This window comes from Aneurinibacillus sp. Ricciae_BoGa-3 (assembly GCF_028421645.1).
Classification (GTDB): Bacteria; Bacillota; Bacilli; order Aneurinibacillales; family Aneurinibacillaceae; genus Aneurinibacillus_B.
Map to the genome: position 1 here is coordinate 798,682 of NZ_CP116887.1, position 25,357 is coordinate 824,038.

Annotated in this window: 31 protein-coding genes and 1 riboswitch; of the genes, 16 read left to right on the top strand and 15 right to left on the bottom strand. The window is 44.4% G+C overall.

All coding sequences use genetic code 11. The features are described from left to right. Positions 1 to 16 precede the first annotated feature (16 nt). The 10 genes from PP175_RS04135 to PP175_RS04180 all read left to right on the top strand — a co-directional run bounded on the left by PP175_RS04135 (position 17) and on the right by PP175_RS04180 (position 9,766). Complete coding sequence (locus tag PP175_RS04135) at positions 17 to 724, top strand: response regulator transcription factor (RefSeq protein WP_442870418.1); 708 nt, start codon at positions 17 to 19, stop codon at positions 722 to 724. After that, the gene (locus PP175_RS04140) at positions 721 to 2,127 is read left to right on the top strand and encodes a sensor histidine kinase (protein WP_272441576.1); all 1,407 of its coding nucleotides are present in this window, start codon (positions 721 to 723) and stop codon (positions 2,125 to 2,127) included. The genes PP175_RS04135 and PP175_RS04140 overlap by 4 nt, the downstream gene beginning before the upstream one ends. 313 nt (positions 2,128 to 2,440) lie before the next feature. Continuing rightward, positions 2,441 to 2,830, top strand: a complete 390-nt coding sequence (locus PP175_RS04145; RefSeq protein ID WP_272441577.1) for a DoxX family protein — start codon at positions 2,441 to 2,443, stop codon at positions 2,828 to 2,830. Between the two features lie 69 nt (positions 2,831 to 2,899). Further along, on the top strand, positions 2,900 to 3,166 hold the full coding sequence (locus tag PP175_RS04150) for a hypothetical protein (RefSeq protein WP_272441578.1): 267 nt from the start codon (positions 2,900 to 2,902) through the stop codon (positions 3,164 to 3,166). 198 nt (positions 3,167 to 3,364) lie between these two features. Further along, the gene (locus tag PP175_RS04155) at positions 3,365 to 4,063 is read left to right on the top strand and encodes a FadR/GntR family transcriptional regulator (RefSeq protein WP_272441579.1); all 699 of its coding nucleotides are present in this window, start codon (positions 3,365 to 3,367) and stop codon (positions 4,061 to 4,063) included. A 38-nt stretch (positions 4,064 to 4,101) separates the two neighbouring features. Beyond that, the gene (locus PP175_RS04160; protein WP_272443179.1) at positions 4,102 to 5,307 is read left to right on the top strand and encodes a CynX/NimT family MFS transporter; all 1,206 of its coding nucleotides are present in this window, start codon (positions 4,102 to 4,104) and stop codon (positions 5,305 to 5,307) included. A gap of 505 nt (positions 5,308 to 5,812) precedes the next feature. Beyond that, positions 5,813 to 6,610 carry an ABC transporter substrate-binding protein gene (locus PP175_RS04165; protein ID WP_272441580.1) on the top strand — a complete coding sequence of 266 codons (798 nt, stop codon included), beginning with the start codon at positions 5,813 to 5,815 and terminating at the stop codon, positions 6,608 to 6,610. Positions 6,611 to 6,669: 59 nt separating this feature from the next. Then, positions 6,670 to 7,359: an amino acid ABC transporter permease gene (locus tag PP175_RS04170; protein WP_272441581.1), complete on the top strand. Its 690-nt coding sequence runs from the start codon at positions 6,670 to 6,672 to the stop codon at positions 7,357 to 7,359. After that, on the top strand, positions 7,356 to 8,093 hold the full coding sequence (locus PP175_RS04175; protein WP_272441582.1) for an IclR family transcriptional regulator: 738 nt from the start codon (positions 7,356 to 7,358) through the stop codon (positions 8,091 to 8,093). Before PP175_RS04170 ends, PP175_RS04175 begins: the two co-directional genes overlap by 4 nt. A 38-nt stretch (positions 8,094 to 8,131) precedes the next feature. Further along, positions 8,132 to 9,766 (top strand): M20/M25/M40 family metallo-hydrolase, encoded by a 1,635-nt coding sequence (locus tag PP175_RS04180; RefSeq protein ID WP_272441583.1) that lies wholly within the window; start codon positions 8,132 to 8,134, stop codon positions 9,764 to 9,766. Between the two features lie 347 nt (positions 9,767 to 10,113). Here PP175_RS04180 and cysK read toward each other — a convergent pair whose 3' ends face one another. After that, positions 10,114 to 11,049 (bottom strand): cysteine synthase A, encoded by a 936-nt coding sequence (gene cysK / locus PP175_RS04185; RefSeq protein ID WP_272441584.1) that lies wholly within the window; start codon positions 11,047 to 11,049, stop codon positions 10,114 to 10,116. 396 nt (positions 11,050 to 11,445) lie between these two features. On the opposite strand from cysK, the gene PP175_RS04190 reads away from it, so the two are divergent. Both PP175_RS04190 and PP175_RS04195 read left to right on the top strand, forming a co-directional pair. Next, complete coding sequence (locus tag PP175_RS04190; protein WP_272441585.1) at positions 11,446 to 13,197, top strand: methyl-accepting chemotaxis protein; 1,752 nt, start codon at positions 11,446 to 11,448, stop codon at positions 13,195 to 13,197. 169 nt (positions 13,198 to 13,366) lie between these two features. Beyond that, positions 13,367 to 13,543 (top strand): hypothetical protein, encoded by a 177-nt coding sequence (locus PP175_RS04195; protein ID WP_272441586.1) that lies wholly within the window; start codon positions 13,367 to 13,369, stop codon positions 13,541 to 13,543. A gap of 47 nt (positions 13,544 to 13,590) precedes the next feature. On the opposite strand, the gene PP175_RS04200 is transcribed toward PP175_RS04195, so the two are convergent. The 6 genes from PP175_RS04200 to PP175_RS04225 all read right to left on the bottom strand — a co-directional run bounded on the left by PP175_RS04200 (position 13,591) and on the right by PP175_RS04225 (position 18,337). Next, positions 13,591 to 13,758 carry an aspartyl-phosphate phosphatase Spo0E family protein gene (locus tag PP175_RS04200; protein ID WP_272441587.1) on the bottom strand — a complete coding sequence of 56 codons (168 nt, stop codon included), beginning with the start codon at positions 13,756 to 13,758 and terminating at the stop codon, positions 13,591 to 13,593. Between the two features lie 137 nt (positions 13,759 to 13,895). Beyond that, a complete protein-coding gene (gene modA, locus PP175_RS04205) occupies positions 13,896 to 15,743 on the bottom strand; it encodes a molybdate ABC transporter substrate-binding protein (RefSeq protein WP_272441588.1) in 1,848 nt (615 codons plus the stop codon). 18 nt (positions 15,744 to 15,761) lie between these two features. After that, the gene (locus PP175_RS04210) at positions 15,762 to 16,532 is read right to left on the bottom strand and encodes an ABC transporter permease (RefSeq protein ID WP_272441589.1); all 771 of its coding nucleotides are present in this window, start codon (positions 16,530 to 16,532) and stop codon (positions 15,762 to 15,764) included. Positions 16,533 to 16,935: 403 nt separating this feature from the next. Next, positions 16,936 to 17,412, bottom strand: a complete 477-nt coding sequence (locus tag PP175_RS04215; RefSeq protein WP_272441590.1) for a hypothetical protein — start codon at positions 17,410 to 17,412, stop codon at positions 16,936 to 16,938. Between the two features lie 155 nt (positions 17,413 to 17,567). Further along, complete coding sequence (gene def / locus PP175_RS04220) at positions 17,568 to 18,083, bottom strand: peptide deformylase (RefSeq protein WP_272441591.1); 516 nt, start codon at positions 18,081 to 18,083, stop codon at positions 17,568 to 17,570. A gap of 161 nt (positions 18,084 to 18,244) precedes the next feature. Continuing rightward, positions 18,245 to 18,337: a YjcZ family sporulation protein gene (locus PP175_RS04225; RefSeq protein ID WP_272441592.1), complete on the bottom strand. Its 93-nt coding sequence runs from the start codon at positions 18,335 to 18,337 to the stop codon at positions 18,245 to 18,247. A 193-nt stretch (positions 18,338 to 18,530) separates the two neighbouring features. Here PP175_RS04225 and PP175_RS04230 point away from each other — a divergent pair, with 193 nt between their 5' ends. Beyond that, positions 18,531 to 18,848 (top strand): hypothetical protein, encoded by a 318-nt coding sequence (locus PP175_RS04230; protein WP_272441593.1) that lies wholly within the window; start codon positions 18,531 to 18,533, stop codon positions 18,846 to 18,848. A gap of 279 nt (positions 18,849 to 19,127) precedes the next feature. On the opposite strand, the gene PP175_RS04235 is transcribed toward PP175_RS04230, so the two are convergent. The 5 genes from PP175_RS04235 to PP175_RS04260 form a co-directional block, all read right to left on the bottom strand. Further along, a complete protein-coding gene (locus tag PP175_RS04235; RefSeq protein ID WP_272441594.1) occupies positions 19,128 to 19,481 on the bottom strand; it encodes a spore germination protein GerPE in 354 nt (117 codons plus the stop codon). Positions 19,482 to 19,652: 171 nt separating this feature from the next. Continuing rightward, positions 19,653 to 20,393 carry a spore germination protein GerPC gene (gene gerPC / locus PP175_RS04245; protein WP_272441596.1) on the bottom strand — a complete coding sequence of 247 codons (741 nt, stop codon included), beginning with the start codon at positions 20,391 to 20,393 and terminating at the stop codon, positions 19,653 to 19,655. A gap of 80 nt (positions 20,394 to 20,473) precedes the next feature. After that, positions 20,474 to 20,701, bottom strand: coding sequence for a spore germination protein GerPB (locus PP175_RS04250; RefSeq protein WP_272441597.1), 228 nt, complete (start codon positions 20,699 to 20,701; stop codon positions 20,474 to 20,476). A gap of 21 nt (positions 20,702 to 20,722) precedes the next feature. Beyond that, a complete protein-coding gene (locus PP175_RS04255; protein ID WP_272441598.1) occupies positions 20,723 to 20,944 on the bottom strand; it encodes a spore germination protein in 222 nt (73 codons plus the stop codon). Positions 20,945 to 20,957: 13 nt separating this feature from the next. After that, the gene (locus tag PP175_RS04260) at positions 20,958 to 21,206 is read right to left on the bottom strand and encodes a spore germination protein (protein WP_334314185.1); all 249 of its coding nucleotides are present in this window, start codon (positions 21,204 to 21,206) and stop codon (positions 20,958 to 20,960) included. 329 nt (positions 21,207 to 21,535) lie between these two features. Between PP175_RS04260 and PP175_RS04265 the strand changes: the two genes are divergently transcribed. Further along, positions 21,536 to 22,183, top strand: coding sequence for a cell wall hydrolase (locus PP175_RS04265; protein ID WP_272441600.1), 648 nt, complete (start codon positions 21,536 to 21,538; stop codon positions 22,181 to 22,183). A 5-nt stretch (positions 22,184 to 22,188) separates the two neighbouring features. On the opposite strand, the gene PP175_RS04270 is transcribed toward PP175_RS04265, so the two are convergent. The 3 genes from PP175_RS04270 to PP175_RS04280 are packed head-to-tail and all read right to left on the bottom strand — an operon-like array spanning position 22,189 to position 23,247. Beyond that, on the bottom strand, positions 22,189 to 22,479 hold the full coding sequence (locus PP175_RS04270; protein WP_272441601.1) for a hypothetical protein: 291 nt from the start codon (positions 22,477 to 22,479) through the stop codon (positions 22,189 to 22,191). A gap of 7 nt (positions 22,480 to 22,486) precedes the next feature. Continuing rightward, entirely contained in the window at positions 22,487 to 22,864 is a 378-nt protein-coding gene (locus PP175_RS04275) for an SHOCT-like domain-containing protein (RefSeq protein WP_272443180.1), read from the bottom strand. An 11-nt stretch (positions 22,865 to 22,875) separates the two neighbouring features. Then, positions 22,876 to 23,247 (bottom strand): DUF2089 domain-containing protein, encoded by a 372-nt coding sequence (locus PP175_RS04280; RefSeq protein ID WP_272441602.1) that lies wholly within the window; start codon positions 23,245 to 23,247, stop codon positions 22,876 to 22,878. A 227-nt stretch (positions 23,248 to 23,474) separates the two neighbouring features. Next, positions 23,475 to 23,558, top strand: a riboswitch (cyclic di-GMP riboswitch). An 8-nt stretch (positions 23,559 to 23,566) separates the two neighbouring features. On the opposite strand from PP175_RS04280, the gene PP175_RS04285 reads away from it, so the two are divergent. Then, entirely contained in the window at positions 23,567 to 23,881 is a 315-nt protein-coding gene (locus tag PP175_RS04285) for a hypothetical protein (protein ID WP_272441603.1), read from the top strand. Positions 23,882 to 24,088: 207 nt separating this feature from the next. Next, positions 24,089 to 25,261, top strand: a complete 1,173-nt coding sequence (locus PP175_RS04290; RefSeq protein ID WP_272441604.1) for an MFS transporter — start codon at positions 24,089 to 24,091, stop codon at positions 25,259 to 25,261. Positions 25,262 to 25,357: the final 96 nt, after the last annotated feature.

Consider the following 25,357-nt stretch of genomic DNA (forward strand, 5'->3'; position numbering starts at 1 on the left):
AAGAAAGGGGTGTTGAGTGGTGGAATCCTATATTCTGGTGGTTGAAGATGAAGAGCCAATCCGGCGGTTTATCTGTATTAATTTAACACGCGCCGGTTTTTCCGTGCTGGAAGCCGATACAGCAGAAAAAGGGCTTCAGCTGCTGTCACATACACCGGATGTAGCAGCCATCATCCTGGATGTGATGCTGCCTGGAATGGACGGTTTCTCATTCTGCCAGGCGATCCGCGAAGCCGGATACAATCCGGCGATTATCATGCTGACGGCGCGCGGCCAGGATGCTGATAAAATCTCCGGGCTAGAGTATGGCGCTGATGATTATATCACCAAGCCGTTTAATCCACTCGAGTTGATTGCCCGCCTGCGTGCGGTGCTGCGAAGGTTAAACCCCAACGTTCAGCCGGCAGCCGAACCCATCATTGCCCAGGGGCCGTTTGTTTTTCAGCCGGCAGCCCGGACTATCCATAAAAGTGGCGCGCTCCTGCGCTTATCGCAGAAAGAGCATGCGCTCCTTACATGGTTTCTGCGCCATCCCGGCCACGTATTTTCCCGGGATGAATTATTGGATGCTGTATGGGGATGTGACTATTTCGGCGATTACAAAACAGTGGATGTCCATATGCGCCGTCTGCGGGAAAAGATTGAAGAAGCACCATCCACTCCGCGTTACTTATTGACCGTATGGGGACTTGGCTATCAGTTTGTGCCAGGAGAGAGAACATGAAGACGATTCGCAGGCGTATTCTCACCAGTTACGGTGTACTCATTGCCAGTACGGTAGTCACCATTGAAATCCTTCTTTGTCTTGGCGTTCGCCATTACTATTATACGCAGTTGGAAGCTATGCTGAAGCAGCAGGCGAATGTGGCCGCGAGCGTTTTTGCGAACTATTTATATGAAGGTTCTCTGCACCAGCGATCGACTGAACTCATTTATAACATCCCGTTTGTGTTATCCCAAATTCAGGTGCTCGACAACCACGGAAAAGTCGTGGAAGACTCGGCCGGACTTACACTGGGCGGCAGCGAGCATTCGCCTGATATAGCACAAGCTCTCGCTAGCCGGCCGGGAGTCTATATGGGTGCTGCGGAATATACGAAAGATCGGATTATGGCGGTATCCCGGCCCATTCTGGCTGGCACAAGTGTACGGGGCGCTGTTCGGGTTATTTCTTCGCTTACGCCCACCGAACAAACCCTGTCTCGTATTTATCTCCTCTTCGGCAGTGTCGGTGCGGGGCTTTTGACCGCCGTACTGGCAGCCAGCATGCTGTTGTCCCGTACGATTACGGCCCCGCTTGCCGACGTGACGGCAGTAGCGGAAACGATGGCGCGCGGCCAGCTCTCTGTGCGTGCACAAAAACGATATGAGGACGAGGTGGGACGGCTGGCCGATACATTAAATCATATGGCCGAGGAAATAAGCCGCCATGATAAGCTGAAAAATGAGTTTATTTCATCGATTTCACATGAACTCCGCACACCTCTTACATCAATTAAAGGCTGGACGGTAACCCTTCGGACAGGTCCGCTGGATAAACAAAATGAAATTCGGGAAGGTCTGGATATTATTGAAACAGAAACCGACCGATTAACCGGGCTTGTCGAGGAGTTGCTCGATTTTTCTCGCCTGTCGGCACACCGTGTAAACCTGTCACTGGTTCCTTTTGTATTACACGGGCTGCTGTCGGATGTTGCCCGGCAGATGACACCGCGGGCAGGCCGGCTTGGCATTTCGCTTACGCTTGAAATCGATGAATCAAAGGAAAACATTGAACTGGTAGCTGACCGGGACCGCTTGAAACAGGTTCTCATTAATTTAGTTGATAACGCGCTGAAATGGACAGAACGCGGGGGCACCATTGCCCTAGGCGCGCGCCGGATAGACGAAACGGTCTGCATTAGCGTGCAAGATACAGGCTGCGGGATTGCGCCGGAAGAAGTCCTCCTAGTAACGGAAAAGTTTTATAAAGGATCCGACACTGGCGTTAAGGGTGGAAGCGGGCTGGGCCTTGCAATCTGTGAAGAACTGGTAAGGCTGCATGGCGGCCGGCTGGAGATCGAAAGCGCCCTGCAGGCAGGTACAACCGTTACCATTTATTTGCCGCTGACCAAGGAAGGTGAGTAAAAAATAGACATGTCCATCCTTTGACGTAAAAAAACTCGCATAAAATGCGAGTGAGTTCAACCCAGCATATCTCTTCATAGGCAAAAAATAATTTATGGTCTTGACAGCATTCAATGAACATATTATAATTATCTCGAATTCAAGATATATTAAATAAAGATATTGCGCTGTTGCTAAAGTGACCAATTTTAAACTTTAACTTTATTGTTCCTCAATAACCCGGGTATTGAGGAAACGACGGCGTAAATTTTTTGGCAGATATATCTCGGATTCAGGATATATGAATTAAATATAATATTTGGAGAGTGTAAAAATGATGAATCTTGGACTTTTAATTATTCGTCTGGTTATAGGATTGAGTTTTATGGGGCACGGCACGCAAAAACTATTTGGATGGTTTGGTGGATACGGATTGAAAGGAACCGGTGGTTGGCTGGAATCGATTGGCGTAAAACCGGGAGTGTTCATGGCATTTCTTGCCGGTGCAGGTGAACTGCTAGGGGGCCTACTATTTGCGACAGGTTTCCTGACACCCGTTGGAGCTGCTCTTATTATAATCACCATGCTAGTTGCTATCTTTACTGTTCATGGGAAAAATGGGTACTGGGCAACAGCAAACGGATATGAATACAATCTGATGCTGATTGCCGTTGCACTGGGTGTCGCATTAATTGGTCCTGGAGCCTATGCTTTACTTCCGTAAATTTCAACTTTCTAATAACAATGTGTTTATTGCGAAAATTCGCCAAACCAAATTGTCATAGATGCTCAGATGTGGGATGTCATCATTACAACTGGCACGGTGTATAGCCATAGTCTTTCGCCGAATCGCACACTGGCTGGTTTAGCCATTAGGGGCGACGGCTCCTATTTGGTAGATACAAGCCAATCGAACAGTTTTGAACACAAAGATTTCATCATCGTTCAGTCAGGACAGGGCGCAGAGGTGGCCATTCAAGCGAAAAATCAAGAACTTAGAATTTTTTTGATTGAAATACCGACAGAAGTTGACTATCCATTATATAGGAAACCGAGGTAATCATTGTCGTTCTTACCTGAAGATAAAATCAGGACCAAATTTAAATTCATCACCAAGCAGCCTTCTCTAATTGTGGAACGGCTGCTTTTTGTTTTCCGTAAAAAAGCAGAATTTAAAAAATAATTTTATAGTTTACATCCTCATACACATAAACTATACTACCAACAAACCAATCATCCGATGTTTGGAGGAATGCATTTGTATTTAAATAAAACGAATCGATTGTCGCTGGTAGAACAAGTTGCCTCACAAATTGAATCTCTTATTGAGACTGGCCAATGGCCTGTGGGCATGCGCATCCCAGCTGAACCGGAATTAGTTGCTTCACTTGGGGTAAGCCGGAATACGTTAAGAGAGGCAATAAGAGCGCTGGCTCACGCGGGTCTATTGACTGCTAAACAAGGGGATGGAACTTATGTGTGTTCAGCAAGTCCCCTGGGAGCTGCGCTGAAGCGGCGTATCAAACAGTCAAATATATTAGAGACTCTGGATGTTCGCCATGCCCTTGAACGGGAAGCTGCGTATCTCGCTGCAATACGTCGCACATCTGAAGATATCAAAAGGATACGTTCCCATCTATCAGCCTGTGATGAGGCCCTGGAAGCTAATGATAAGAGGGCATACATGGAATATGACATCAAATTGCATCAATCGATCATCGAAGCCACTCACAATAGCGTTCTTATGGACCTCTACGAACATATGACAGATGCTTTAACTTTGTCTGTACATGGTTTGATCGAAATTATTTCGGATTTTCACCTTCACCAGCGCATCCATCAAAACCTGGTGGAGGCGATCATTGAAAGCGATCCAAATGAAGCAGCTGTCGCTGTATACCAATACATTGAAAAATTTCGGGAAGAACTGCAACTGAATATGGAGGAAAAAGAGTGATTACAGAAGGAAAAACAGAGTCTACTACACAATTGTCTATGAAAGGAAGAGGGTGGCTGCTTGTACTGGGTATCCTATTCATTGCGGCAAATCTGCGATCGCCACTCACATCAGTCGGGCCGCTAGTAGGATCTATTCATGATAGTCTAGGCATCTCAAACACAATGGCAGGCAGCTTAACGACGATACCCTTGCTTGCTTTTGCAGTATTTTCAACGTTTGCACCCAGAATCGCCGAACGTTTTGGGATGGCACCCGTATTGCTTGTATCTTTAGCTTTACTGGCAGTTGGCATTATTTTGCGGTCTCTATCTGGAGTAGGCACACTTGTGACGGGTACAGTCTTGCTCGGTCTATCCATCGCCGTATGTAATGTATTGCTGCCCGGCTTGATTAAAGAAGAGTTTCCTAAAAAGGTTGGAATTATGACAGGATCATATTCTGTTTCGATGAATTTATGTGGGGCAATCGCTTCGGGAATAAGCGTTCCTATTGCTCATACAATGGGTATGGGATGGTCTGGAGCACTTGGGTGCTGGGGTATTCTGACCGTTGTTTCTCTCTTGTTATGGCTGCCACAGATGCGTTTTCACCGTAAATCAGTTGCATCACGGGAAGTCGAGAAAGAGGCGAAAACCGTTCATTTATGGCGTTCAAATCTAGCCTGGAAAATAACGTTATTTATGGGGTTGCAATCTTTGCTATTCTATACTATTGTTTCGTGGTTTCCTGAAATTCTTCGTCAGCGGGGATTTAGTGCTGACGCCGCAGGATGGATGGTGTCATTGATGCAGTTTGCTGTGCTTCCGGTGACTTTTATTGTACCGATAATAGCTGCACGCATGGCAAGTCAACGAACGCTGGCTGCTATTAGCGCAGGCCTATTTTTACTCGGAATATTTGGCATAGCCTCTGGAAATTCTACTTGGACACCTTTGTGGTTTATCATGATTGGTGTTGGAGTCGGATCAAGTTTTAGTTTAGCTATGATGTTTTTTGCCCTTCGCACCCAAAACACACACGAGGCGGCAGCGTTATCGGGCATGGCTCAATCCATCGGATATCTTTTGGCTGCGATAGGACCAACCCTTTTTGGTTTGTTACATGATGTAACGCACAATTGGAATGTTCCTCTTGTTATGCTGGAAATCGCGTCCATTCTTCTATTGCTGTTTGGTCTTGGCGCAGGAAGAAATCGTTATATCCATTCCAACGACAGTGAAAAAAATTCGTTCACTAACTAGCTTCATCGAGAACTTTCTTAATCGAACAGTCAGCCGTCCTTTATCAAAGGACGGCTGTTTGCATTCTTTACGTATCTGGCATTATCGGCGCAGTAAATTTAACCTGACAAAATTAGGTTTGAATAAATGGGCAAACGCAGACAGCAAACAGTTGCATATGCTCATTTCATCCGTCTTTCCACAAAGAAATAATAACTGGAGTCAGCAAGCATCAAGATACCGACAAAGATGATCTGCCATAGTGGTACACCGTATATACCTTTCTCCTGCCTTTCATACCATTGTATATAAATCATATCTATGTCATTTCTATTCAGTTCATACATAAAAGGGATTGACATGCATGAACAATTAACCCCCCTGCCAACGTTATAGTAATAAAAGTGGATAGGACTCATACAATATTCTTAAAACAGAAACAGTTTCCACATCCCGGAAACATCATTTGGTTCTTTGCAGGTGTTGAAGGGAATTAATCTAGCTGTGATACAAGGGGGATAAAAGAATGAACAAAAAATGGTGGGATTTGTTAGTAACTACGATGCTGGCGGGATCTGTTCTTTTAGCAGCATGTGGCTCACAGGATTCAGCGGGAAAAACAGAGTCCAATGGGAGTCAGCAGGATTTTCATTATGCGATGAGCGGGCTGTACAAACCCTTTAACTTCAAGGAGAATGGACAGCTTGCCGGGTTTGATGTAGAGATTGGCCAGGCCCTAGCGGATAAGATGGGAATGAAGGCGGCGCCGGTAACAAATCCCTGGGAGACGATCGTTCAGGGATTGCTGGCTAAGAAGTATGACGCCATTCTGGGAAGTATGACGATTACACCTGAGCGCTTAAAAGTTGTAAACTTTACAAACCCCTATTACCGCTCTGGCTCTGAAATTTTTGTGGCCGACAGCAATAACGATATAAAAACCCCTTCGAATTTAAAAGGCAAGAAAATCGGCGTAGTAAAAGCAAGTCCTTACAAAGATTTAGCCCTGACATTCACAGATAAAGCGAACGTAATGGAGTATGATAGTGACCTGACGGCACTCATGGATCTTCCTACAGGTCGACTTGATGCCGTTATCACCGATCAGATGGTTGGCCTCCGTATGATAAAAGAAGGAAAGGCTAAAATCAAAGATGTAGGCGAACCGCTTACGCATGATAACCAGGCAATAGCAATAAGGAAAGAGGACAAACAACTCCAGGATAAGTTAAATAAAGCACTGGACGAAATCATTAAGGATGGTACTTACGATAAGATAAGTAACAAGTGGTTCGGCCGCAATATTCTGGGCGAAAAGAAATAACGAGGCGAATGTTCAATTAGCGGCGATCTATTTTGTCCACATGATGAGAGGTGATCGACATGGTTGATATTTTCTTATCAACTTATAGTGTTTTTCTAGGGGCTGTCCTTCTTACACTCAAGCTAACCATAACGTCACTTCTTTTAGGGAGTGGAATCGGACTTGTTTTTGCATTTTTCCGACTTTCCCATAGCCGTCCGCTGAACTATATTGCGAATTTGTATATCACTATTGTACGAGGAACACCGCTCATCGTGCAAATTGCTATTCTGTACTTTGGCATTTCTAGTGTCATTACCCTTTCGCAATTCTGGGCCGGTGCATTAGCGTTAGCTGTTCATAGCGGGGCATACATCGCAGAGATTTTTCGCGGGGCGATTCAGTCGATTGACCGTGGCCAGATGGAAGCAGCACGGTCTCTGGGCATGCCTTATCCGTTAGCGATGAGAAGAATTGTTCTGCCACAGGCGTTCAAAGTAGCCATCCCCCCGCTAGGCAACCAGTTTATTATTGGCTTAAAAGATTCCTCTCTGGTGGCCTATGTAGGCATGCAAGATTTATGGGGCTCAGCACTAAGTGAAGCGGCTTCGAATTTTCAACAAATGAATACGTATATTGTGGTGGGTTTATACTACCTCGCTTTGGTATTGATTTTTACATTTGCTGTCAACAAGCTTGAAATGCGTTTTGATGTAAACGCGCTTAAAAGAAAGAGAACGAAAGCAAAGAGGCCAAGCAAAGTATCATGAACCAATCCATCGACCGAGCCATGTTAATTATTGATCTTCTTACATCAGAAGGCTCCAAAAGCGAATGGCCTATATCTGAATTGGCGCGGGAAACATCCTTACCTCTTGGAACACTTCACAGGTTACTCAAATCTTTAATCCAGCACGGGCTTGTTGTTCAAGTACCGCAAACGAGGCTTTATAAGGCAGGGTTTAAATGGATGGAAATTGGCCTGCGCCAGCTGGATAAAATCGATTTTAGGCTGGTTGCTAGAATTGTGATGGAGCGCTTAGCAAGTGAAGTTGAAGAAAGCATCTACTTAAACATAGCAAGCGGCACAGACGGGATTGTCATTGAAAAAATTGATAGCCCCTTAAAAATTATACTTGCAGAAAATCTGGGCATTCGCATTCCCTTACATGTTGGGGCCCCGAATAAAACCATGCTTGCGAATATGGAGGAAGATCAAATCGCGCGAACGATAGCCCAACTCAAGCTTTCTTCTGAAGCAGAAAGAACGCTATTAAATCAGCTGTCTACTATAAAAAGAAATGGCTATGCTGTAAGCCAAAGTGAGAAGACGGAAAATACCGCGTCTGTTGCAGCACCTGTAATCGGATACAACAACAAAGCAATCGCAGCTTTAAGTATTGGTGTACCGGGGTTCCGTTTTACTGAGGAGCGTCTGCCCATGCTTATTGAAAAGGTGAAAGCTGCAGCAGCAGAGATTTCAAGGAGTATAGGAAAGGTATAGGGGGGGTTCAGCAATACGGAAATGGGAGGGCTTAACGCATGGGGGCTTCTATTACGGGCAAGTGGCAGACCAAAAAACAAAAAATCGAGCTTCTCTCCAGACTTGTTGCAATTCCAAGTATTACAGGTTCGGAGGCTGAAATTGCAATAGCAGACTTTATTCAAGAGGAGTTACGCGCTTTTTCATATTTTCAGGAGAACAGGGATCATTTAAAGCTTCACTCAACAGGGGATGGACGTAACATTCTAACCGCTCTTGTAAAGAAACATGACAATGTAAAAAACACCGTTATCCTTGTCAGCCATTTTGATGTGGTGGATATTCAGGATTACGGGAGGTGGAGCTCACTAGCTTTTGATACTGATAAATTGACAGAGGCTTTTTACATGCGCAAAGCAGATGTCCCCCTAGATGTACAGCAGGATATCGATCAGGGGAATTGGCTATTTGGCAGAGGGACAATGGATATGAAGTGCGGCATTGTATCGCACATGTCCATCATTGAGCAGGCCACTCTTGGAGCCTTTGATGGAAATGTGTTGATGCTGGCTGTTTGTGATGAGGAAGCAAACTCAGTGGGAATGAGAGAGGCCGTTCCCGTTTTGTTAGATATGGCGGAAAAACATCAGTTGGACTACAAAGTATGTTTGAATTCTGAGCCGATGTTTGCCCGCTACCCTGGAGATGCAGGTAAATACATCTATACAGGTTCCATTGGAAAAGTTCTTCCCGGGTTTCTTTGTTATGGTAAAGAGACACATGTGGGGGAGCCGCTGTCGGGGCTCAATGCAAGTTACATGGCATCTCAGATTACGAGTGAACTTGAATTAAATACCGCGTTTTGCGAAGTAGTGGATAGAGAAGTAATGCCACCGCCTACGAACCTTTTACTAAGAGATTTAAAAGAAGAATATTCGGTGCAAATTCCACATCGAGCGGTTGCCTTATTTAATTTGTTTTTGTTCGAAAAATCGATGGACGAAATTGTAGATCAGTTGCGGTGCCTTATGAAAACAGCGGCTGCTTGCATCGAACAACACTACGCTAAACAGGCGGGAAGGTTTGCCCAATTGGCGGGTTGTACGCCCGAAACCATTCATGTTAACGTACTAACCTTCGATGAATTAATGGCATATGCGGTGAAAACATATGGGCAAGAAGAAATGGCTGATATTCAGGCTGCGGCAATGGCGAACAGGGAAGAGTGCGATGATCGTGAGGCTACGATTCGTCTAGTAGATAAAATGGCCATATTATGTAAGGAACTTGCTCCCATGATTGTGATGTTCTTTGCGCCGCCGTATTACCCGCCAGTTAGTTCACGAATGGATGCATATATTCAGTCAGTGGTTGATGAAATGATTAGGTATGCGAAGAAGAAACATGACGTCGTCCTCTATAAGCAAAATTATTTTGCTGGTATATCTGATTTAAGTTATACGGGGTTATCGCAGCCCATATCTTCCTTGCATACACTGATTTCGAATATGCCGCTTTGGGGCAAAGGGTACACATTACCTTTAGAAGAATTGCGGGAGCTTAATTTGCCTGTCTTAAATATCGGGCCGGTCGGCAGGGATGCCCATAAGTGGACGGAGCGTCTGGACGTAGATTATGCGTTTGAAACACTTGTTGACATGTTAACTGCGGCTATCAATCTATTATTTCGATGAGTAAAACCATATTGCGCTTTTTCCGTACAACGGAAAAGGCGTTTTTTTTGATTGCCAGCATTGATTAGCAATATTATGAAACAGGCAATACTGTTAGAAAAAAGGCAGGTGTTATGATGTCTCTTATCAGGGCATTTCTGTGGGGAGTGTTCTTCTCCGTATCTCTGTCGATTGGGGTTTTGACAGCTATTTATTTAACGTTTAAATTTGTGACTTTTAACTTTTAGTAGACGATGTTGATAAAACGGGGCTCTTAGTACCGGATAAATTATAAAGCTGCACTTACCGATTACTGCAGCTTTATAATTTTGCACTTCAGTTAGTGACATAAAAGTTGTAGGCCTGCTTTATTCTTCCTCGAAAAGAGGAGTGGATAAATAACGTTCTCCGGTATCCGGCAGTAGGACAACGATGGTTTTCCCTTTGTTTTCAGGCCGCTTCGCAACTTGAGTAGCGGCAAATGCTGCAGCACCGGAGGAAATTCCCGTTAAGAGGCCTTCACTTCTGGCCAGCTGGCGCGTCGTATTTAGTGCTTCGTCATTTTTGACTTGAAAGATTTCGTCCACGACTGCCCGGTTAAAGTTATCGGGTACAAAACCGGCGCCGATGCCCTGAATCATGTGGGTTCCCCGTTTGCCTCCTGATAGAACAGGTGAGTCAAATGGCTCTACAGCAACTACCTGTACCGAAGGTTTTCTTTGTTTCAGCACTTCACCTACTCCGGTAATGGTTCCGCCCGTTCCGACTCCCCCAATAAAGATGTCAACTGCGCCCTCGGAGTCCCGCCATATTTCTTCAGCAGTAGTTAGACGGTGAATCTCTGGGTTCGCAGGATTTTTAAATTGCTGTGGGATAAAAGAATGGGGTATTTTGGAAGCTAATTCTTCTGCTTTCCGTATGGCACCTGCCATCCCTTCCGCAGCAGGCGTTAGCACAAGCTCTGCTCCAAGAGCTGTTAACAGCTTTCTGCGTTCTACACTAAAGGACTCTGGCAGGGTAATCACCAATTTATAGCCTAAGGCAGCAGCCGCAAAGGCGAGGCCTATTCCCGTGTTGCCGCTTGTCGGTTCAATTATAGTAGAATCCTGGTTAATGAGCCCTCTATCCTCGGCGTCTTTAATCATGGCATAGCCAATCCGGTCTTTCACACTTCCGGCGGGGTTAAAGTACTCGAGCTTGGCAACGATTTTAGCTTCAAGGCTATTTGCCTTATTATAATTGGAAAGCTCTAACAAGGGTGTATTACCAATTAATTCTGTTAGGTTTTTTGCAATCTTAGCCATGAACAATTCCCCTCCAGTGAATAAAAAAATCAACTCCCATTATTTTTATTTTACTATAAGTTTGTACTTTCGATAAAATTTTACTTCAATATCCTTGCTGATGCGTTGTATGGAGATGATGATGTTGATGACGAATCAGACTGTATTTCGCAAAAAAAAGCCCCTTCTGGTTAAGAAGGGGTAAGGGGAGAGAGATAACTGGGTAAAGAGATTATTATAATTGTTACCAAAAAGAACAATTTACATACGTACCATTTAGCGCCGTTATACTTGAAACATAAGCAACTGCAAAATTTACAGTTTCAAGCCCCTAAAATAAGCCCGATACATCTATTGAAATACATAGGACACAAAATAGACAAATTTTTTTTAATGGAGACAAGGAGAATGACAAGTATGTTCAAAAAAGGAATCGGATTCAAGTCTTTACGTACCAAACTCATCATCATGTGTTTGCTTATTCTGGCTATTCCGGGTGTTGTTATTGGTACTGTAGGGTACAACATTTCCAAAACTGAATTAAATTCACAGGGACAAAAGCAATTAAAATTGAATGTCCATTTAGCTATTGCCATGATTGATTCGATGAACAAACAAGTCAAAGCAGGAAAGATTTCATTACAGGACGCTCAAGAACTAATTCGTCAACAAATACTAGGGCCAAAGGGACCTGACAATAAGCGTTCCGTTAATAAGAATTTAACCATCGGAGATACCGGATACATTTTTGCAATCAACAGCACTGCTGTATCTGTTATGAATCCAAATAATGAAGGGAAAAATATATCAAATGCCCAATCTCCAGATGGAGTCATGTACGGAAAGGAATTGGTTAATAAGGGTCTAAATGGGGGCGGGTTTGTTACTTATAAATATAAACTGCCAAACTCCGATCAGTTAGCTACGAAAATCTCGTATATTGAACAAGACCCGAACTGGGGTTGGCTGGTTGGCCAAGGAGCATATGTAACGGATTTCAATCAGGGGGCCAATCAAGTGCTTTATATACTTCTGATAACCCTTGGAATTTCTTTAGTTTTAGGTGCACTATTGGTTTGGTTCTTTGCGAGCCGTGTTACAAAGCCCATTGTTGCCATTGCAGAACAAACCGCACGCATTTCAAATGGCGATTTAACGGTTGAGCCCATTATCGTAAAAACCAAGGATGAAGTTGGAAGATTAGCGCGTGACTTTAAAACCATGGTAGAAAATCTAAGAAATTTAATCGGGCAGGTTTCCCTGCATGTTGAAAGTGTCGCCTCAACTTCCGAACAGTTTAGTGCGAGTGCAGAACAGGTGAAACAAGCCACACAAAATATAGCAACCACGATGCAAGAGGTAGCCATTGGAACAGATAGTCAGAACCATCATGTCGAAGAATCGTCTGATATCATCAATCAAATGGTAGAAGGAATACAACATATTCATGAACATTCACAAAGTGTGTCATCTACCGCGGAAGAAGCTTCTACTATCGTTGAAACAGGGAATACATCAATCAGAAAAACAGTTCATGAAATGGGAGAGATGCGTAAAATTATAGAAAATTTAGCTGTCTCTGTACAGGGATTAGGACAACATTCAACTATGATAGGCAAGGCCATAGAGGTCATCCGATCCATAGCTGATCAAACCAATCTGCTGGCTTTAAATGCGGCAATTGAGGCAGCAAGGGCAGGCGAAAATGGTCGTGGTTTCGCCGTTGTAGCCGACGAGGTTCGAAAACTTGCAGAGCAATCTTCGGAATCAGCAAAACATATAGGAGAGTTGATCAATACCATACAAAATGAAATTTCAAACGTCATTGCGTCTTCTGAAAAAGGAACGCAAGAATTCTTGGAGGGCATCGAATCGGTGCAAGAGGCAGGTGAATCGTTCGAACATATACAAAACGCTATACAGGAGGTCACTTCACAAATCCAGGAAGTTTCTGCATCTGTGCAACAGATCAGCTCAGGTACGGATCAAGTCGTACTTGTGATGGGCCAAATTACAACAGCGTCTCAAACAACGGCAGCAGGAACACAGACCGTTTCAGCTGCTACAGAAGAGCAATTAGCGTCGATGGAAGAGATCTCGGCATCTGCAAGTTCCTTGTCAAAAATGGCCGAAGAACTTCAACTATTAACTGGACAGTTTAAACTGTAGCTCATAAAAAAAGTTGCATTTGTGTTATTGTGTACAACCTTGGTTTCACAATGGAATATAGAAATTGGTACATTGTTCCAATCAAATCCCTAAGCATTTCTTTTGATATAATACATAATGTAATTTTTTAAAAACTTTATATCGTTTAGGACATCTAGGGAGGACATGCGTGACCATTTCAGAGGCGATATCTTATTTAATCATTACATTGGATCAACTAGGTTACCCTTATAAGGAAATTATAAGGATAAGGAAAGAATATGAAAAGCAATTACAATTGTATAATAATGAAGATATTGAAATGCAAGCAGCGATTATCATTGCGAAATTAATTAAAGAAGGCTAAGGGCCCAAGCAAGCACTCATAAGTTAGCACAAAAACAGCAGCCTCTTCTAATTTTGAATTGGCTGCTGTTTTTGCATGACCTCTACAATGAGAAGATCAAGTTTTTGGCTAATCTCCACGACTTTCGGGTGCTGAAAGTTAAAATCATGTTCTTCTGCTACATGTATCATTTGCTTTTTCATCTCGCAAATCTTTGTTGCAACAGAGACGGCCATTTTACTCATTCCTTTTTTTGTTTATTACTTTATAAAGTTAATATTTACCTGCACCCGAATCAACTGCAAAATTTACACTTTACTTAAACGAGAAAAATCCGCCGCCGATCAAGGCAGCGGGCTTCAGTCCATGTTAGTTAAGACGGATTGATCGGATCATAATTGTATCTCTTAAAGATGGCTTGTCCCTGCGAAGACAGCATAAAGGCCATGATCTTCTTTCCTAAATCGGGGTGAGGGGCATTCTTAGGTACTGCAATATAGTTGGTCGACGGTGCATTATATTTTTTCGGTATATCGATAATCTGCACCTGGCCCGCAAATCGTTTCGTGACATCAGAACGGTACACGATTCCAGCATCTGCTTCTCCCAGTGCTACCTTTTGCAGTACTTGCTTCACGTCGGTTTCCATGGATACAACGTGTGAGAGGACTTGAACAGGGTACTGTGCCCCGAAGTCTTTGCTTGCGTTGTGGAAGACCTTTCGCGTGTATTTTCCAATCGGTACTGCCTCGACCCCAATAACAACTTTTAGCTGCTTCGTGGCAAGATCATGGATGGACCCTATGTGTTTTGGATTTCCCTTCTGTACGACCAATACCTCATGGCCCCGCGATACGGGTTTAAAATCTCCTACGTATCCTTCCTTTTGCAGTGCCGTGATATGAGACAAATCCGCGGATAGAAAAACATCCGCTTTAGCCCCGTTTTCCATCTGGGTGCGCAGCACCTGTGTTCCGGCGAAAGTGGATTCGATCTTAACATGCGGGTTGTCCTTCTCAATGATACCCGCCACTTCTCTAAACGGTTCGGTGGCATTCGCCGCAATAAAGGCGACAGCTTTATTTTGTGCAGGCGTGTTCCTGCCGCCGTTCGCGGACAAGCTGCTGATGCCGGCTATACATACAAGACCTGCGATAATCGCTGCAAGCCCAAAATTCCAGTTCAATTTCTTCTTTTGGTGCGAGTAGCTCACAGGCGTGGCGTTAATTTCTACTGCTTTCGTTTGCAGGCTTACATCCGGTAAGTATCGTGCATGTGCCTCTGAGACACTCGCATACACTTCTTCCCCAATTTGATATTTCTGCTTTTCAAATTCTTCAAGCGAGATGTCGGCCTGAAAGGGATGCGGTCCCTCGATAAAGAGTCGGACAAATCCTCCCCACCGTGCTGTATCCCGAACAATCCCACTCCATTCATACACTGCGGATGTTTTCACCCGGGAAATAATCGTCTGCCATGGATCAAATGCGGCAACGCCTGATTGATAGGGGAGCATATTGGTCCCTGTGAACTCGGCTACAAAAGGGCTCGCCGGATACTTGGCGATTTCTTCAGCAGTGCCTGATTGAATGAATTCCCCTCTGTCCATAACCGCAATTTGATCGCCCAAAACACGTGCATCTTCGTAATCATGGGTGACGACAATGGCGGGAATGGATAATGCGTGCAGCAGCTCTTTCAGTTCGGTGCGTACATGGGACCGGGTAGATACATCCAACGCCGATAACGGTTCGTCAAGCAGCAGCAGTTTTGGATTCGTCACAAGCGCACGGGCTAATGCGACGCGCTGTTTCTCACCGCCAGACAGCATCGCGGACTTCGCGCTGGCTAGAGCCTGCAGGCGCATCAGATTCATTGCGTCACGCACACGCTGGCCTTGCTCATTCTCCGGCAAATCCCGGATGCCATACGCGATATTTTCTTTAACGGTCAGGTGTGGGAATAGGGCATAATTTTGAAACACGTATCCGATGTTCCTGTTTTCAGGAAACAGATCGATATTTTTATCGCTATCGTAAAAAACAGACTCGCCTAACTCGATGCGGCCTTCATCGGGCTGCACCAGACCCGCCAGCATCTGCAGGGTGGTGCTTTTACCACAGCCTGAATGCCCGATAAGCACAAGGGTTTTCGCCTGCATGGAATAATCGATGTCCACTGTGAAATCGCGTAATTTTTTTTTCAATTTAAAAGTTAACAAGAGCGTTCCTCCTCGTTTCTAGCTGCTGGAAAGCATGTTTCTGGCACGCTTATCAATGGCGCCAACGAACAGCAGCAGAATAAAAGCCAGTCCTAAGAGTAACGCGGAAATGGCGATTGCCACATGCGGGTCGGATTCCATGGCTGTGTAAATGGCAAGGGGAAGCGTCTGGGTTTTGCCGGGCAGGTTGCCCGCAAACATCATCGTGGCGCCGAATTCGCCTAAGGCCCGCGCCCAGCTCAGTGCAGTCCCGGAAAGCAGCCCTGGCATCGCTAAGGGAAATACAACCCGCCAGAACGTTCTCCATGGCGTTACGCCCAGCGTGCGGGAAACAGCAAACAATTGATCATCCACCGACTCGAAAGCCTGCTTGGCGGCCGCGATATAGAAGGGAGCGGACATAAAAATTTGGGCCAGTATAACGGCCGTAGAAGTAAATGACAGATTCATGCCGCCGAATATGCCTCTTTGGCCAAAGACTAGCAACAAGCCAACACCGGCCACGGCTGGGGGAGTAACAATGGGCAGCTGGAGAGCAACTTCCAGTACATGATTTCCCCGAAAAGCTCTTTTGGCCATTAAATAGGCAAGCGGCGTGCCGAAACATAAAATCACAAGAACGGCGATAACTGTTGTCTCAAGGCTCAACGTGAGCGCTTGAATGCAGATGGGGCTGCTAAGTTGCTGGATCAAATCCCCTGGCGTTTCCTGTACGAAAATCCAGGTTAAGGGCAAAAACAAAAAAACGAGCATAAGCCCAATGCTGCTCGTGAAGAGGGTTTTTATCATTGCAGGATTCACTCCTATTAAGTAACTATGCACAACCATGATTATAACAAAGTCCAACACATGCAGGCAATTGGGTCATTTGAGCCTTTGCAACCGTCCGGGTGCGCGTACATTGCTTGATATTTAGGGCACAAAACGGAACAAATAACTACAGCGGCAAGAGGTTGTTGCTAATAACTTATAGGGAGAAGATTTTCAGGGGGAACGTTTTTTTAGGCGCCCATTCAGACGTTTTCATCGAGTCTTCTTTCCTTTTCTATTTTTGTTTCCGTTTTTCCCTTTTATTTGATTAGCTTTCACCGATCCTGCATGCAATCTGGGAGCCATGGTTACAATGAGTCCCCCATACGTTAAGTAGGAAGAAACCCGATTCGGTCGTGCCGGATCGGGTTTTCAAAAATTATTACGAGCTCTCGCCTGTACCTTGTTTTGGATACATAGAGGATCCTGGCGGGGCATACGACGGTGACACAGCGGACGGGCCATAAGGTGAATACATCGGCGCGTTCGGTCCCCCATAAGCTGGTGATACAGCGGACGGACCAAACGGTATGTTCATCGGTACGTTGGCTGTCGGTCCCATGTACGCAGGCGATACTGCTGATGGTCCATACGGTACGTTCATTGGTACGTTTTCTGTCGGTCCCATGTACGCAGGCGATACTGCTGATGGCCCATACGGCACGTTCATTGGTACGTTTTCTGTGGGTGCGCTGTATGCTGGTGATACAGCGGACGGACCAAATGGTGCCTGCATTGGATACGTGGGCTGTGCTTCACCCATTCCATATTGCCAGCATTTCTCCATGTGGAACACGTATTTTTCATAGTGATATTTGCATTTTGCTAAATGATAGTGGCATTTGTGATGATGAAACATGTTCTCCTCCTCATTTCTGTTTAATTTTGTCTCTTCCAATAGGTTAATACCTAACAGATAATTCAGGTTATGGCAGTTGTACCAGATAGGTGCTAGTCGGATGCCTATTTTCTTTTCTGGTGGATACAAAAGTCGTTGCTTTTTCCCATTAGCATTTATTGGCCTTTGGTTAGGCGAATCACATCAAGGAGGCTGATTTTCTGGTGTGTTCGCTGATGGAAGAGTTCCTTTTCCTGTACATGATCAACGAACAGTACGCCATTTAAATGATCGATTTCATGTTGAATACAGCGGGCAAGTGCACCTTTTGCCTGGAAGAAAATTTTCTCTCCTTTCCTGTTAAGACTTGTTACTTTAATGGATTTGGCTCTCTTTACTAGTCCCGCAAACTTTGGAAAAGATAAACAAGTCTCCAGGCCAGCCTGCTGCCCATGCCATTCGATAATTTCAGGATTTATCAGTTCAATTAATCCCTGTCCAACATCGACTACAATGATTCTTTGAAGAACACCGATCTGAGGGGCGGCTAATCCCACGCCATTGCGGGCCGCGTACAGGGTATCGGCCATGTCATCAAGGAGTTGTAAAATTTTCGATGTTATTCGGGGAACCGGGCTGGCTACTGTTCTGAGTATCGGATCGCCAAACTGTATGATTGGTCTCTTTGCCATGTTCTTTTCCCCCGCTATCTAAGCTTAGTGATACTGGCATCTTATTCGGATTACGCTCTATATGTTTTTTTATGTAAATTTACCTGTCTCGTTTAATAGAAAAAGCCGCCATGATTGGCGGCCTCTTGCATTGGTTTTCAATGCAGAGAAATTATTGGCCCTTAACAACCGTCGCACGCACAAGCGATGATAACTAAGAGAATAAACAGAACCAGAATAACCGCGAAAGCTTCTTCTCCACCAAAAAAGCTCATGTTATGACCTCCCGTGTATCACGTAATTGATTACACTTCATATTACGTAGGTAGGCATAGACAAGTGCTGGGCTGTTGCCTAAATTAGATAAATGCTTCCTCCATGGACAATCCAAAAAAGCCGCCTGATTCCTTCCAGGCAGCTGATTTCGTTTGCGTTGGCTTTTATGGTTAAACGTCAAATTTTTGCCAGATGCATGGTATTGTCTACGGCAACTTCTGTGTCTTTACCGGTGGTACATCTGATGCCACTGCTGCCAGGTACCATGGGGATGGTGCTGGTGCCACTGCTGCCAGGGTACATAAGGATTTTGCTGATGCCACTGCTGCCAGGTGCCATGAGGATAATGCTGGTGCCACTGCTGCCAGGGGACATAAGGATACATATGGTGCCATTGCTGCCAGGTGCCATAGGGATGGTGGTGGTGCCACTGTTCCCAGGGGACATAAGAATAGTATGGTTGACGTTCTTGCATACAATCACCTTCATTTATGGATTCGTTCTCCATAGTCTATGCGCAGGCGTACACAAAGAGCTTATTTATTCCAAATATAGGCAAAAACCAGATTGAACCCACTTAATGCGATGATTGCCAGGTCCTCCTCACCATTCATCCGCAAAGCCTATGATTAGTAAGATCACACCAATAACGGTAAGTATCAGCCCGATTCGTTGTAAATTTTCAGGGACAAAAATGTCCTCTATATGGTTTGCCATCTGTGGCCTCCTCCTCAGATTTAACATCCCTACAGGATATGTTCACAGAGGAGAATTGCCCACACAATAGACTCACTCATGAATGGTTTTCTTTCGATCGTCGGTATGAACCGATTTGTTTGAGCCCACTTGAAAAATAGCGGATGCAGCAATATCCACAATGTGGACTTTTTTTACGTTAATCCAGGGAGATTTATTTTTGACACTCATGTGGAGATCCTCATCCACAATGGGTTGGGGAATGGGCCTCTTAAACAGAGGATAGTCGGAAAACTTCGGTTCATTTCCGATAAAAGTGGCCTTCCCCTGTTGTACCTCGATCTCTTGTGAACGGGGCCTAACATGCACAGCATCTCCCACTAAGACAATGGCGCTTTCTGCAACCACTGCAATTTTAATGCTCTTGACTGCTGATATTCTATTCATCGTTCTATACTCCTTACCGAGGAGGAACTTTTGCGGGCACTTCCGGTGGCGCTTCAGATATCGAGGCACACGTAATAGTCCTCGTGTCGCCTATTAACAATACGGAAGAACTGGAAATTTCAATAATTTTGATGTTGCCCACTGAAATCTCTTTGTTGATTACCTTCATGTTCATGAAATACCATTCCCCTCTTTAGATAGTTTACTTATATAATTTTCTACTGCGGTCCGCACGTCTCTCTTTACTTTTTTTACAATAATGTCCTTCGTTGATTCCCGATTGCCGGTGACGGAATCGCTGTTCGTATCATTTAGATAGTAATGGATACGATTGTCCATCTGCTGGTTAATATCTTCAACAATAAACTCACGGGCTTCTTGATGTAATTTGTATCTGTATTTTCTCTCTAAAGCATGAATTTCTTTAGGCAATTCCCGATTTATATAGTGGCCCACCTGATTTTTGATCTGCTGAAAAAGACGCGAAGGAGGAGGCTGAATGGGGACATCCTCTGCCGTTGTGTCATGGATGGCTAATTCGTCAATGTTGCCTAAACTCTGCGGGGTGACTCCAATGTTTAACGTTCCTTCCAGTTTTTCAACTTTTAACTGGTCGAATTTATATTCCATTTTTTCCACAATTACTGGACGCTGATTTTTTAACTGATTCACTTCATGCTGCAGCTGCTGAAGTGTCTGCTCTAGTTGATAAATGGGGATTTGTTGTTGGGCAAATTCACGCTGTAGCTGCTGGATCCTTTGCTCAAGCTGGTGGGTGGGTGCTTCCTGCCGTTCCGTATCGCGGTTCTGCAGCTGCTGAATCTTCTGCTCTAATTCGTTTATTTTCTCTGCCTGCCAGTTAATATGGGCATAAATCTGTTGATAAAATGATTGCATGTCATTCTGGTGCATATAACCGGCCCCCTCTGCTTCTATCCTATGCAAATTTGTATCTAGGTGTTAGCCCATGACAAATTTCATTTATATAAGAGTTATCGCGGAGGGGGCAGCGGCACTGAAAAATTCTGCATGGCCTGCGATGTTGCGGTTTTTGCGGAAGATCCCTCCTGTTTGCCTGCCTTTTGTTCCGTTGCATTGTGTACGGTAGACGCAGGCTTTATTATGCCGGCGCTTCCGATTTGTAAAACGGAAGAGTTGGTCATTTCGTTGACGCGAACTGTGGTAATCACAATACTTTGATGAACCGTTAGACCAGGCATTGTCCTCCCCTCCTTACATAGTTACAAAGTGCCTGCAATGTTTGCATCCGCAAAATGCGGGTCGTTCACATTGGTAGCAGTGAAACGATTATCCAATTTTATTGTTTCAGACGTATTGAAGGAGCCTGCCCCGGCAAACGTTTTTGAAGTGCTTTTTGGTGACAGAACGAAAGCATCACCAAAGTTGACGATTGCGCTGTGATCGACGCTAACAATATTTACCGCTCCAACGATGGAAGGCATTCATAACCACCCTTTACAGATCCTTAACATTTGCATCCGCAAAATGGGGATCGTTGTTATTGGTGACACTGGGGCCGTTCAAGATATTGAGTATGTTCACAGTATTACTGCCGCCTGATCCATTAAAGGATTTTGAAGCGCTTTTCGGACAAAGGATTTCAGTTTCATTGAGATTAACGATTGAGCTGTGATCCATGCTTACTATGTTTATACTTCCGACAAATGAAGGCATAGACATCCATCCTTTTGTATTGGAGTTCATGATGTATTGTATGATGCATTTACCCAGAAGTTCATCTTTGCCGTACAGATTGAAAGGTTAAAGTTTATCTACATTTAAAAGGAGTAATTGTTCAAATTGTGGATAGAATAAGACTATCGACTTTTGTTGTGTATCCGACCATAAAACTAGTAATGCTAGATTCCGTTGTGTGTACTGATCGAAAACTCATAATTATCTGCATCTATGCTCCCTTTCTGGCTTTTACGCAAGGGAGTGCATGACCTCATTGGAGAATAGTAACAAGGAAAATAGCTGGGTTGTTGTAATAATGTCATAAAAAAATTGAGAAAGGAGCGTTCGTGTATCACATGGGCACACGATTGTTTTTCTCATTGTTCGTTATTACTGGTTGCTTATTTTTCTCTATCGGACAAGTTACTAAGGTTCAGGCATCTACACTTACATACGGCAGTAAAAGCCAAAATGTACGATATGTACAACTCCGCTTACAAAATCTCGGTTATTTTCATACCAACGTTACTGGTTTTTACGGTTCACAGACCCGTCAGGCGGTACTTCAGTTTCAGCGAGACAACCATATGAGGCCCGATGGCCGGGTTGGTCCGGCTACATGGACAAAACTCCAGCATGCAGGTTCCCGCAAGCAAAGCGAAATCGACCAGCTTGCCCACCTCATCTACGGGGAAGCACGCGGGGAATCTTATTGGGGGCAAGTAGCTGTTGGGGCAGTGGTGATGAACCGGCTCAAATCGCCTTACTTTCCTCATTCTATACCAGGCGTCATTTTTCAGCCGGGGGCATTTACCGCGGTCGCTGATAGGCAATATAATTTAACGCCAAATTTCAAAGCATACCGGGCGGCACTGGCTGCCTTTAACGGAGCGGATCCTACCCGGCATTCGTTGTATTATTTCAATCCGAAACTCGCGACTTCTCGGTGGATTTGGTCGCGGCCAAGAACTGTAAGAATTGGAAAGCATGTATTTGCCCACTAAAATAGTTATAGTTTAATCATGACCTGGGTTCCATCCTGCAATTTGATGTCCACAAGTATAAGGTTTTTTCGCTGCTGTAATTCTTGGATGACGGAAGCGAGCAGAGGTTTAATCAGCTTTGGATCTGGTGGGGCAATGAGAAAGGGCGACTTATCCATCTGGTGGTAGCCCCCTTTAATTGCCAGCCTCCATACAAATTTAGAAGATAGGATGGATGCACACACGCGCAGCATGCTGTAGGGTAGCGGAATGGTAAATTTGCGATTGTTATCGGTTTGAATTTTAACTTTAATCATATAAAACCTACTCAATAGTAACTGCTACAGTGTCGCCATTAGCCGAGTGGATATCAACAATTTGCCCATCTAATTCATTTTCAATCGCATCGATTAGCAAATCAATGTCTAAATCTTTTACGTATTTTTCTGCCTGGGGTACGTTCACCGCGATGCCGTGCCCCGCTTTTAACACGGCTTTCACCAGCTTAATCGGTAAGTTGACACTGACGTTGTCGTTTTCTTTTGAAACGATGCGTATTTTTAGCGTTTTATCTAAATAGCCATGAGAAGCAGCCGGGACTGATCCTGTTTCTTTTAGGACGTTGATCAGTTCAGCCGCTTTATCCGTGTTGATTTTTCCTTCTTGGACCATCGCCAGTACCTTAGAGATTTCTTCCTTCATCATACATCCCCCTATACATCTTTTAATAATTGAATGGCTTCTTCAGCCGTTATGTCACCGTTCTCCAACAGGGAAACAACTTTCTTGGCATCTCGCTGAGGTCTTTTCGGCGTACTCTTATCATCTGTAAGAGCCGAGACAATCTCATTTAATTTTCCGCGTACGGTTGGATAAGAAATACCGAGTTCTTTCTCCACTTCTTTAATGTTTCCTCTGCAGATCAGAAATGTCTCCACAAATTGCAACTGTTCTGCTGATAAAGAACCAATCTTTGATAATGTGAACGTATTTTCAATTGTTGTTTGGCAATGCGGGCACTGCAGTTTTGTCACATGCAATGAATGGCTGCATACCGGGCAGTTAGTCAAAACGGAATAGGGCATGGCAATTTCCTTTCGCTTTATTTGAGTCGATTATATAATCAAAAATTAATAAAGTAAATATCATAATTAAATTATTTTAGAAAAAATCCGTTAGTAATTAATATAATTCATTATTGTATTGAATAATTAAACACAATTGATGGTGTTAATGCCCTTTGTGCAGAAATGCGAATTAATTCATAATAAATTTTACTCACTAAGCATGTGTTTAGTGGTACAATATACCCGACTGATTAGGGCAAACTTATCGAAAGGTAAGGACGCAAAACTATAGGGGCTTATGTCTTTAGGCATGCTAGCCAGTTGCCAGGAGGAACACATGAAGGATACACAAGACAACTTAACAGGGGCATTACAGGAGTTTTTTTTCTTATTAAAAAAATACCCGGACGATGTGAGATATGTTTCTGAGTTTCGAAACTTTTTGCGAAATTTTCTACGTATAAATTCCGGCAGGGATTCGCTCCCTACCATGGAAGTTACTACGATTCTGAAAAATGATAAGCCTATTATTTTTAAAGTGATGCAGGAAAGCAAAGAAAATTGGTTGCATATTCTGACGCATGCGGTGATGGACATTCATGAAGCGAGAAGCAGGATCGCGACAATCTTTGATAAAGATGAGGTAAGATAAACTGAGACGAGAGGACTCTTCACAGTCTGGCAATAGAGCGTATTTGTTATCAAGCCACTCCCGGAGTGGCTTTTCTTTTTTTGCCCTTACGTCAATAGAGATGTTCATGATAAGATAGGTAGGTTAATTATGGTTCTACTTATTAAAGTACATGTTCCTCAACTTTAGTAAGTTAGTGGATTTCCCCGGGAAAGGCGGTTGATGCTTATGAAGAAAAGCTTGATAGTTTATATTGTTTCGTTTGCGGCATTTTTTGGACCGTTTACGCAGACGATTTATACACCGATGCTGCCGGAGATTCAGCAGCAGTTTCAGACATCTGGATTTCTGGTAAATCTGACAATTTCGATTTTTACCTTTGTACTGGCACTTATGCAGATTATCTACGGCCCGTTTACGGACAAATATGGCAGGCGCAAAGTACTTCTGCCAAGTATATTGGTGTATGTAGTGGCCTCCATTGGTGCTGCACTATCCCCATCGATCTCGCTTCTTTTAATTTTCCGTGCCCTGCAAGCTGCCGGAATCGCCGCAGGTTCGGTTGTTGCAACAACGGTTATTGGCGACCTGTTTGAAGGCAAACAGATGGGGCGTGCCATGGGAACATTTCAGATGCTTGTTGCGCTGGGTCCGGTGGTAGGTCCTGTAGTCGGTGGATTCGTAGGCGAAATAGCCGGTTTTCACGGCGTGTTCTGGGTGCTGGCCGTGACAGCCCTTCTAATGTGGGCCGTCAATGCCAGATTTTTACCCGAGACGAAGCCGGAAATCGGAAAAGGAAAACGATTCAGCGTAAGGGATTTCTCGTCCGTCTTATCTGATCGGAGAGGTTCGGCCGTCATCGTTCTGGGATTTGTGCAGTATTATACCTTCTATAATTTCCTGGTTTTTCTGCCGCAGCTTCTTACGAGCTTCTATGGTCTGTCTGCAAGTCAGAAAGGACTGGTCTTCCTGCCGATGTCGCTGTTCCTGGTCGCAGGCAGTTTCTTCGGCGGCCGGCTTCAGGGCAGGTTTAATAACCATAAGTATCTGATTGTGACGGCTACTCTAAATGTGGCCGCAACCGTGCTGTTTGACCTTGTATCTCCGGTTTCGCTGGCGATGCTGATTGCTAGCATCTCCCTGTTCGGCCTGTGTCTGGGCTTATCGCTTCCGGTGCAGACCACGCTGCTTGCTGGTTCCTTTCAAAACAATCGTGCGACCGCAATTGGCGTGTATAATTTCTTTCGGTACCTGGGCATGGCAGGAGGGCCAATGGTTGGGTCGCTCTTTTACAAACTTAACAACCGGGTGGAGTTTTTGTTTGCAGCTCTTCTATTCGGAGGTGTGGTGTTGTTCTGCCTGCGCCAGTTCTTCCTCCCAGCCAAAGAGGCGGCTATATAGATTGCGGTGTTTATACACGATGATTGGGGATGGATCATCAAAATATTGTAGGCTACTTCGGGGAATATTTCGATTAAGTATATGCGTAGCAAGATT

Bases quoted from the DNA above. Each gene is read 5' to 3' on its own strand.
- PP175_RS04175 (WP_272441582.1), top strand. From the start codon at position 7,356: ATGAACCAATCCATCGACCGAGCCATGTTAATTATTGATCTTCTTACA.
- PP175_RS04180 (WP_272441583.1), top strand. From the start codon at position 8,132: ATGGGGGCTTCTATTACGGGCAAGTGGCAGACCAAAAAACAAAAAATC.
- PP175_RS04260 (WP_334314185.1), bottom strand. From the start codon at position 21,206: ATGAACTCCAATACAAAAGGATGGATGTCTATGCCTTCATTTGTCGGA.
- PP175_RS04150 (WP_272441578.1), top strand. From the start codon at position 2,900: ATGTGGGATGTCATCATTACAACTGGCACGGTGTATAGCCATAGTCTT.
- PP175_RS04270 (WP_272441601.1), bottom strand. From the start codon at position 22,479: ATGATTAAAGTTAAAATTCAAACCGATAACAATCGCAAATTTACCATT.
- PP175_RS04210 (WP_272441589.1), bottom strand. From the start codon at position 16,532: ATGATAAAAACCCTCTTCACGAGCAGCATTGGGCTTATGCTCGTTTTT.
- PP175_RS04255 (WP_272441598.1), bottom strand. From the start codon at position 20,944: ATGCCTTCCATCGTTGGAGCGGTAAATATTGTTAGCGTCGATCACAGC.
- PP175_RS04275 (WP_272443180.1), bottom strand. From the start codon at position 22,864: ATGAAGGAAGAAATCTCTAAGGTACTGGCGATGGTCCAAGAAGGAAAA.
- gerPC (WP_272441596.1), bottom strand. From the start codon at position 20,393: ATGCACCAGAATGACATGCAATCATTTTATCAACAGATTTATGCCCAT.
- PP175_RS04250 (WP_272441597.1), bottom strand. From the start codon at position 20,701: ATGCCTGGTCTAACGGTTCATCAAAGTATTGTGATTACCACAGTTCGC.
- PP175_RS04145 (WP_272441577.1), top strand. From the start codon at position 2,441: ATGATGAATCTTGGACTTTTAATTATTCGTCTGGTTATAGGATTGAGT.
- PP175_RS04265 (WP_272441600.1), top strand. From the start codon at position 21,536: ATGGGCACACGATTGTTTTTCTCATTGTTCGTTATTACTGGTTGCTTA.
- PP175_RS04200 (WP_272441587.1), bottom strand. From the start codon at position 13,758: ATGGCCGTCTCTGTTGCAACAAAGATTTGCGAGATGAAAAAGCAAATG.
- PP175_RS04165 (WP_272441580.1), top strand. From the start codon at position 5,813: ATGAACAAAAAATGGTGGGATTTGTTAGTAACTACGATGCTGGCGGGA.
- PP175_RS04170 (WP_272441581.1), top strand. From the start codon at position 6,670: ATGGTTGATATTTTCTTATCAACTTATAGTGTTTTTCTAGGGGCTGTC.
- PP175_RS04225 (WP_272441592.1), bottom strand. From the start codon at position 18,337: ATGAGCTTTTTTGGTGGAGAAGAAGCTTTCGCGGTTATTCTGGTTCTG.
- PP175_RS04190 (WP_272441585.1), top strand. From the start codon at position 11,446: ATGTTCAAAAAAGGAATCGGATTCAAGTCTTTACGTACCAAACTCATC.
- PP175_RS04280 (WP_272441602.1), bottom strand. From the start codon at position 23,247: ATGCCCTATTCCGTTTTGACTAACTGCCCGGTATGCAGCCATTCATTG.
- cysK (WP_272441584.1), bottom strand. From the start codon at position 11,049: ATGGCTAAGATTGCAAAAAACCTAACAGAATTAATTGGTAATACACCC.
- PP175_RS04230 (WP_272441593.1), top strand. From the start codon at position 18,531: ATGCATGGTATTGTCTACGGCAACTTCTGTGTCTTTACCGGTGGTACA.
- PP175_RS04290 (WP_272441604.1), top strand. From the start codon at position 24,089: ATGAAGAAAAGCTTGATAGTTTATATTGTTTCGTTTGCGGCATTTTTT.
- def (WP_272441591.1), bottom strand. From the start codon at position 18,083: ATGGCAAAGAGACCAATCATACAGTTTGGCGATCCGATACTCAGAACA.
- PP175_RS04215 (WP_272441590.1), bottom strand. From the start codon at position 17,412: ATGTTTCATCATCACAAATGCCACTATCATTTAGCAAAATGCAAATAT.
- PP175_RS04140 (WP_272441576.1), top strand. From the start codon at position 721: ATGAAGACGATTCGCAGGCGTATTCTCACCAGTTACGGTGTACTCATT.
- PP175_RS04285 (WP_272441603.1), top strand. From the start codon at position 23,567: ATGAAGGATACACAAGACAACTTAACAGGGGCATTACAGGAGTTTTTT.
- PP175_RS04160 (WP_272443179.1), top strand. From the start codon at position 4,102: ATGAAAGGAAGAGGGTGGCTGCTTGTACTGGGTATCCTATTCATTGCG.
- PP175_RS04235 (WP_272441594.1), bottom strand. From the start codon at position 19,481: ATGAATAGAATATCAGCAGTCAAGAGCATTAAAATTGCAGTGGTTGCA.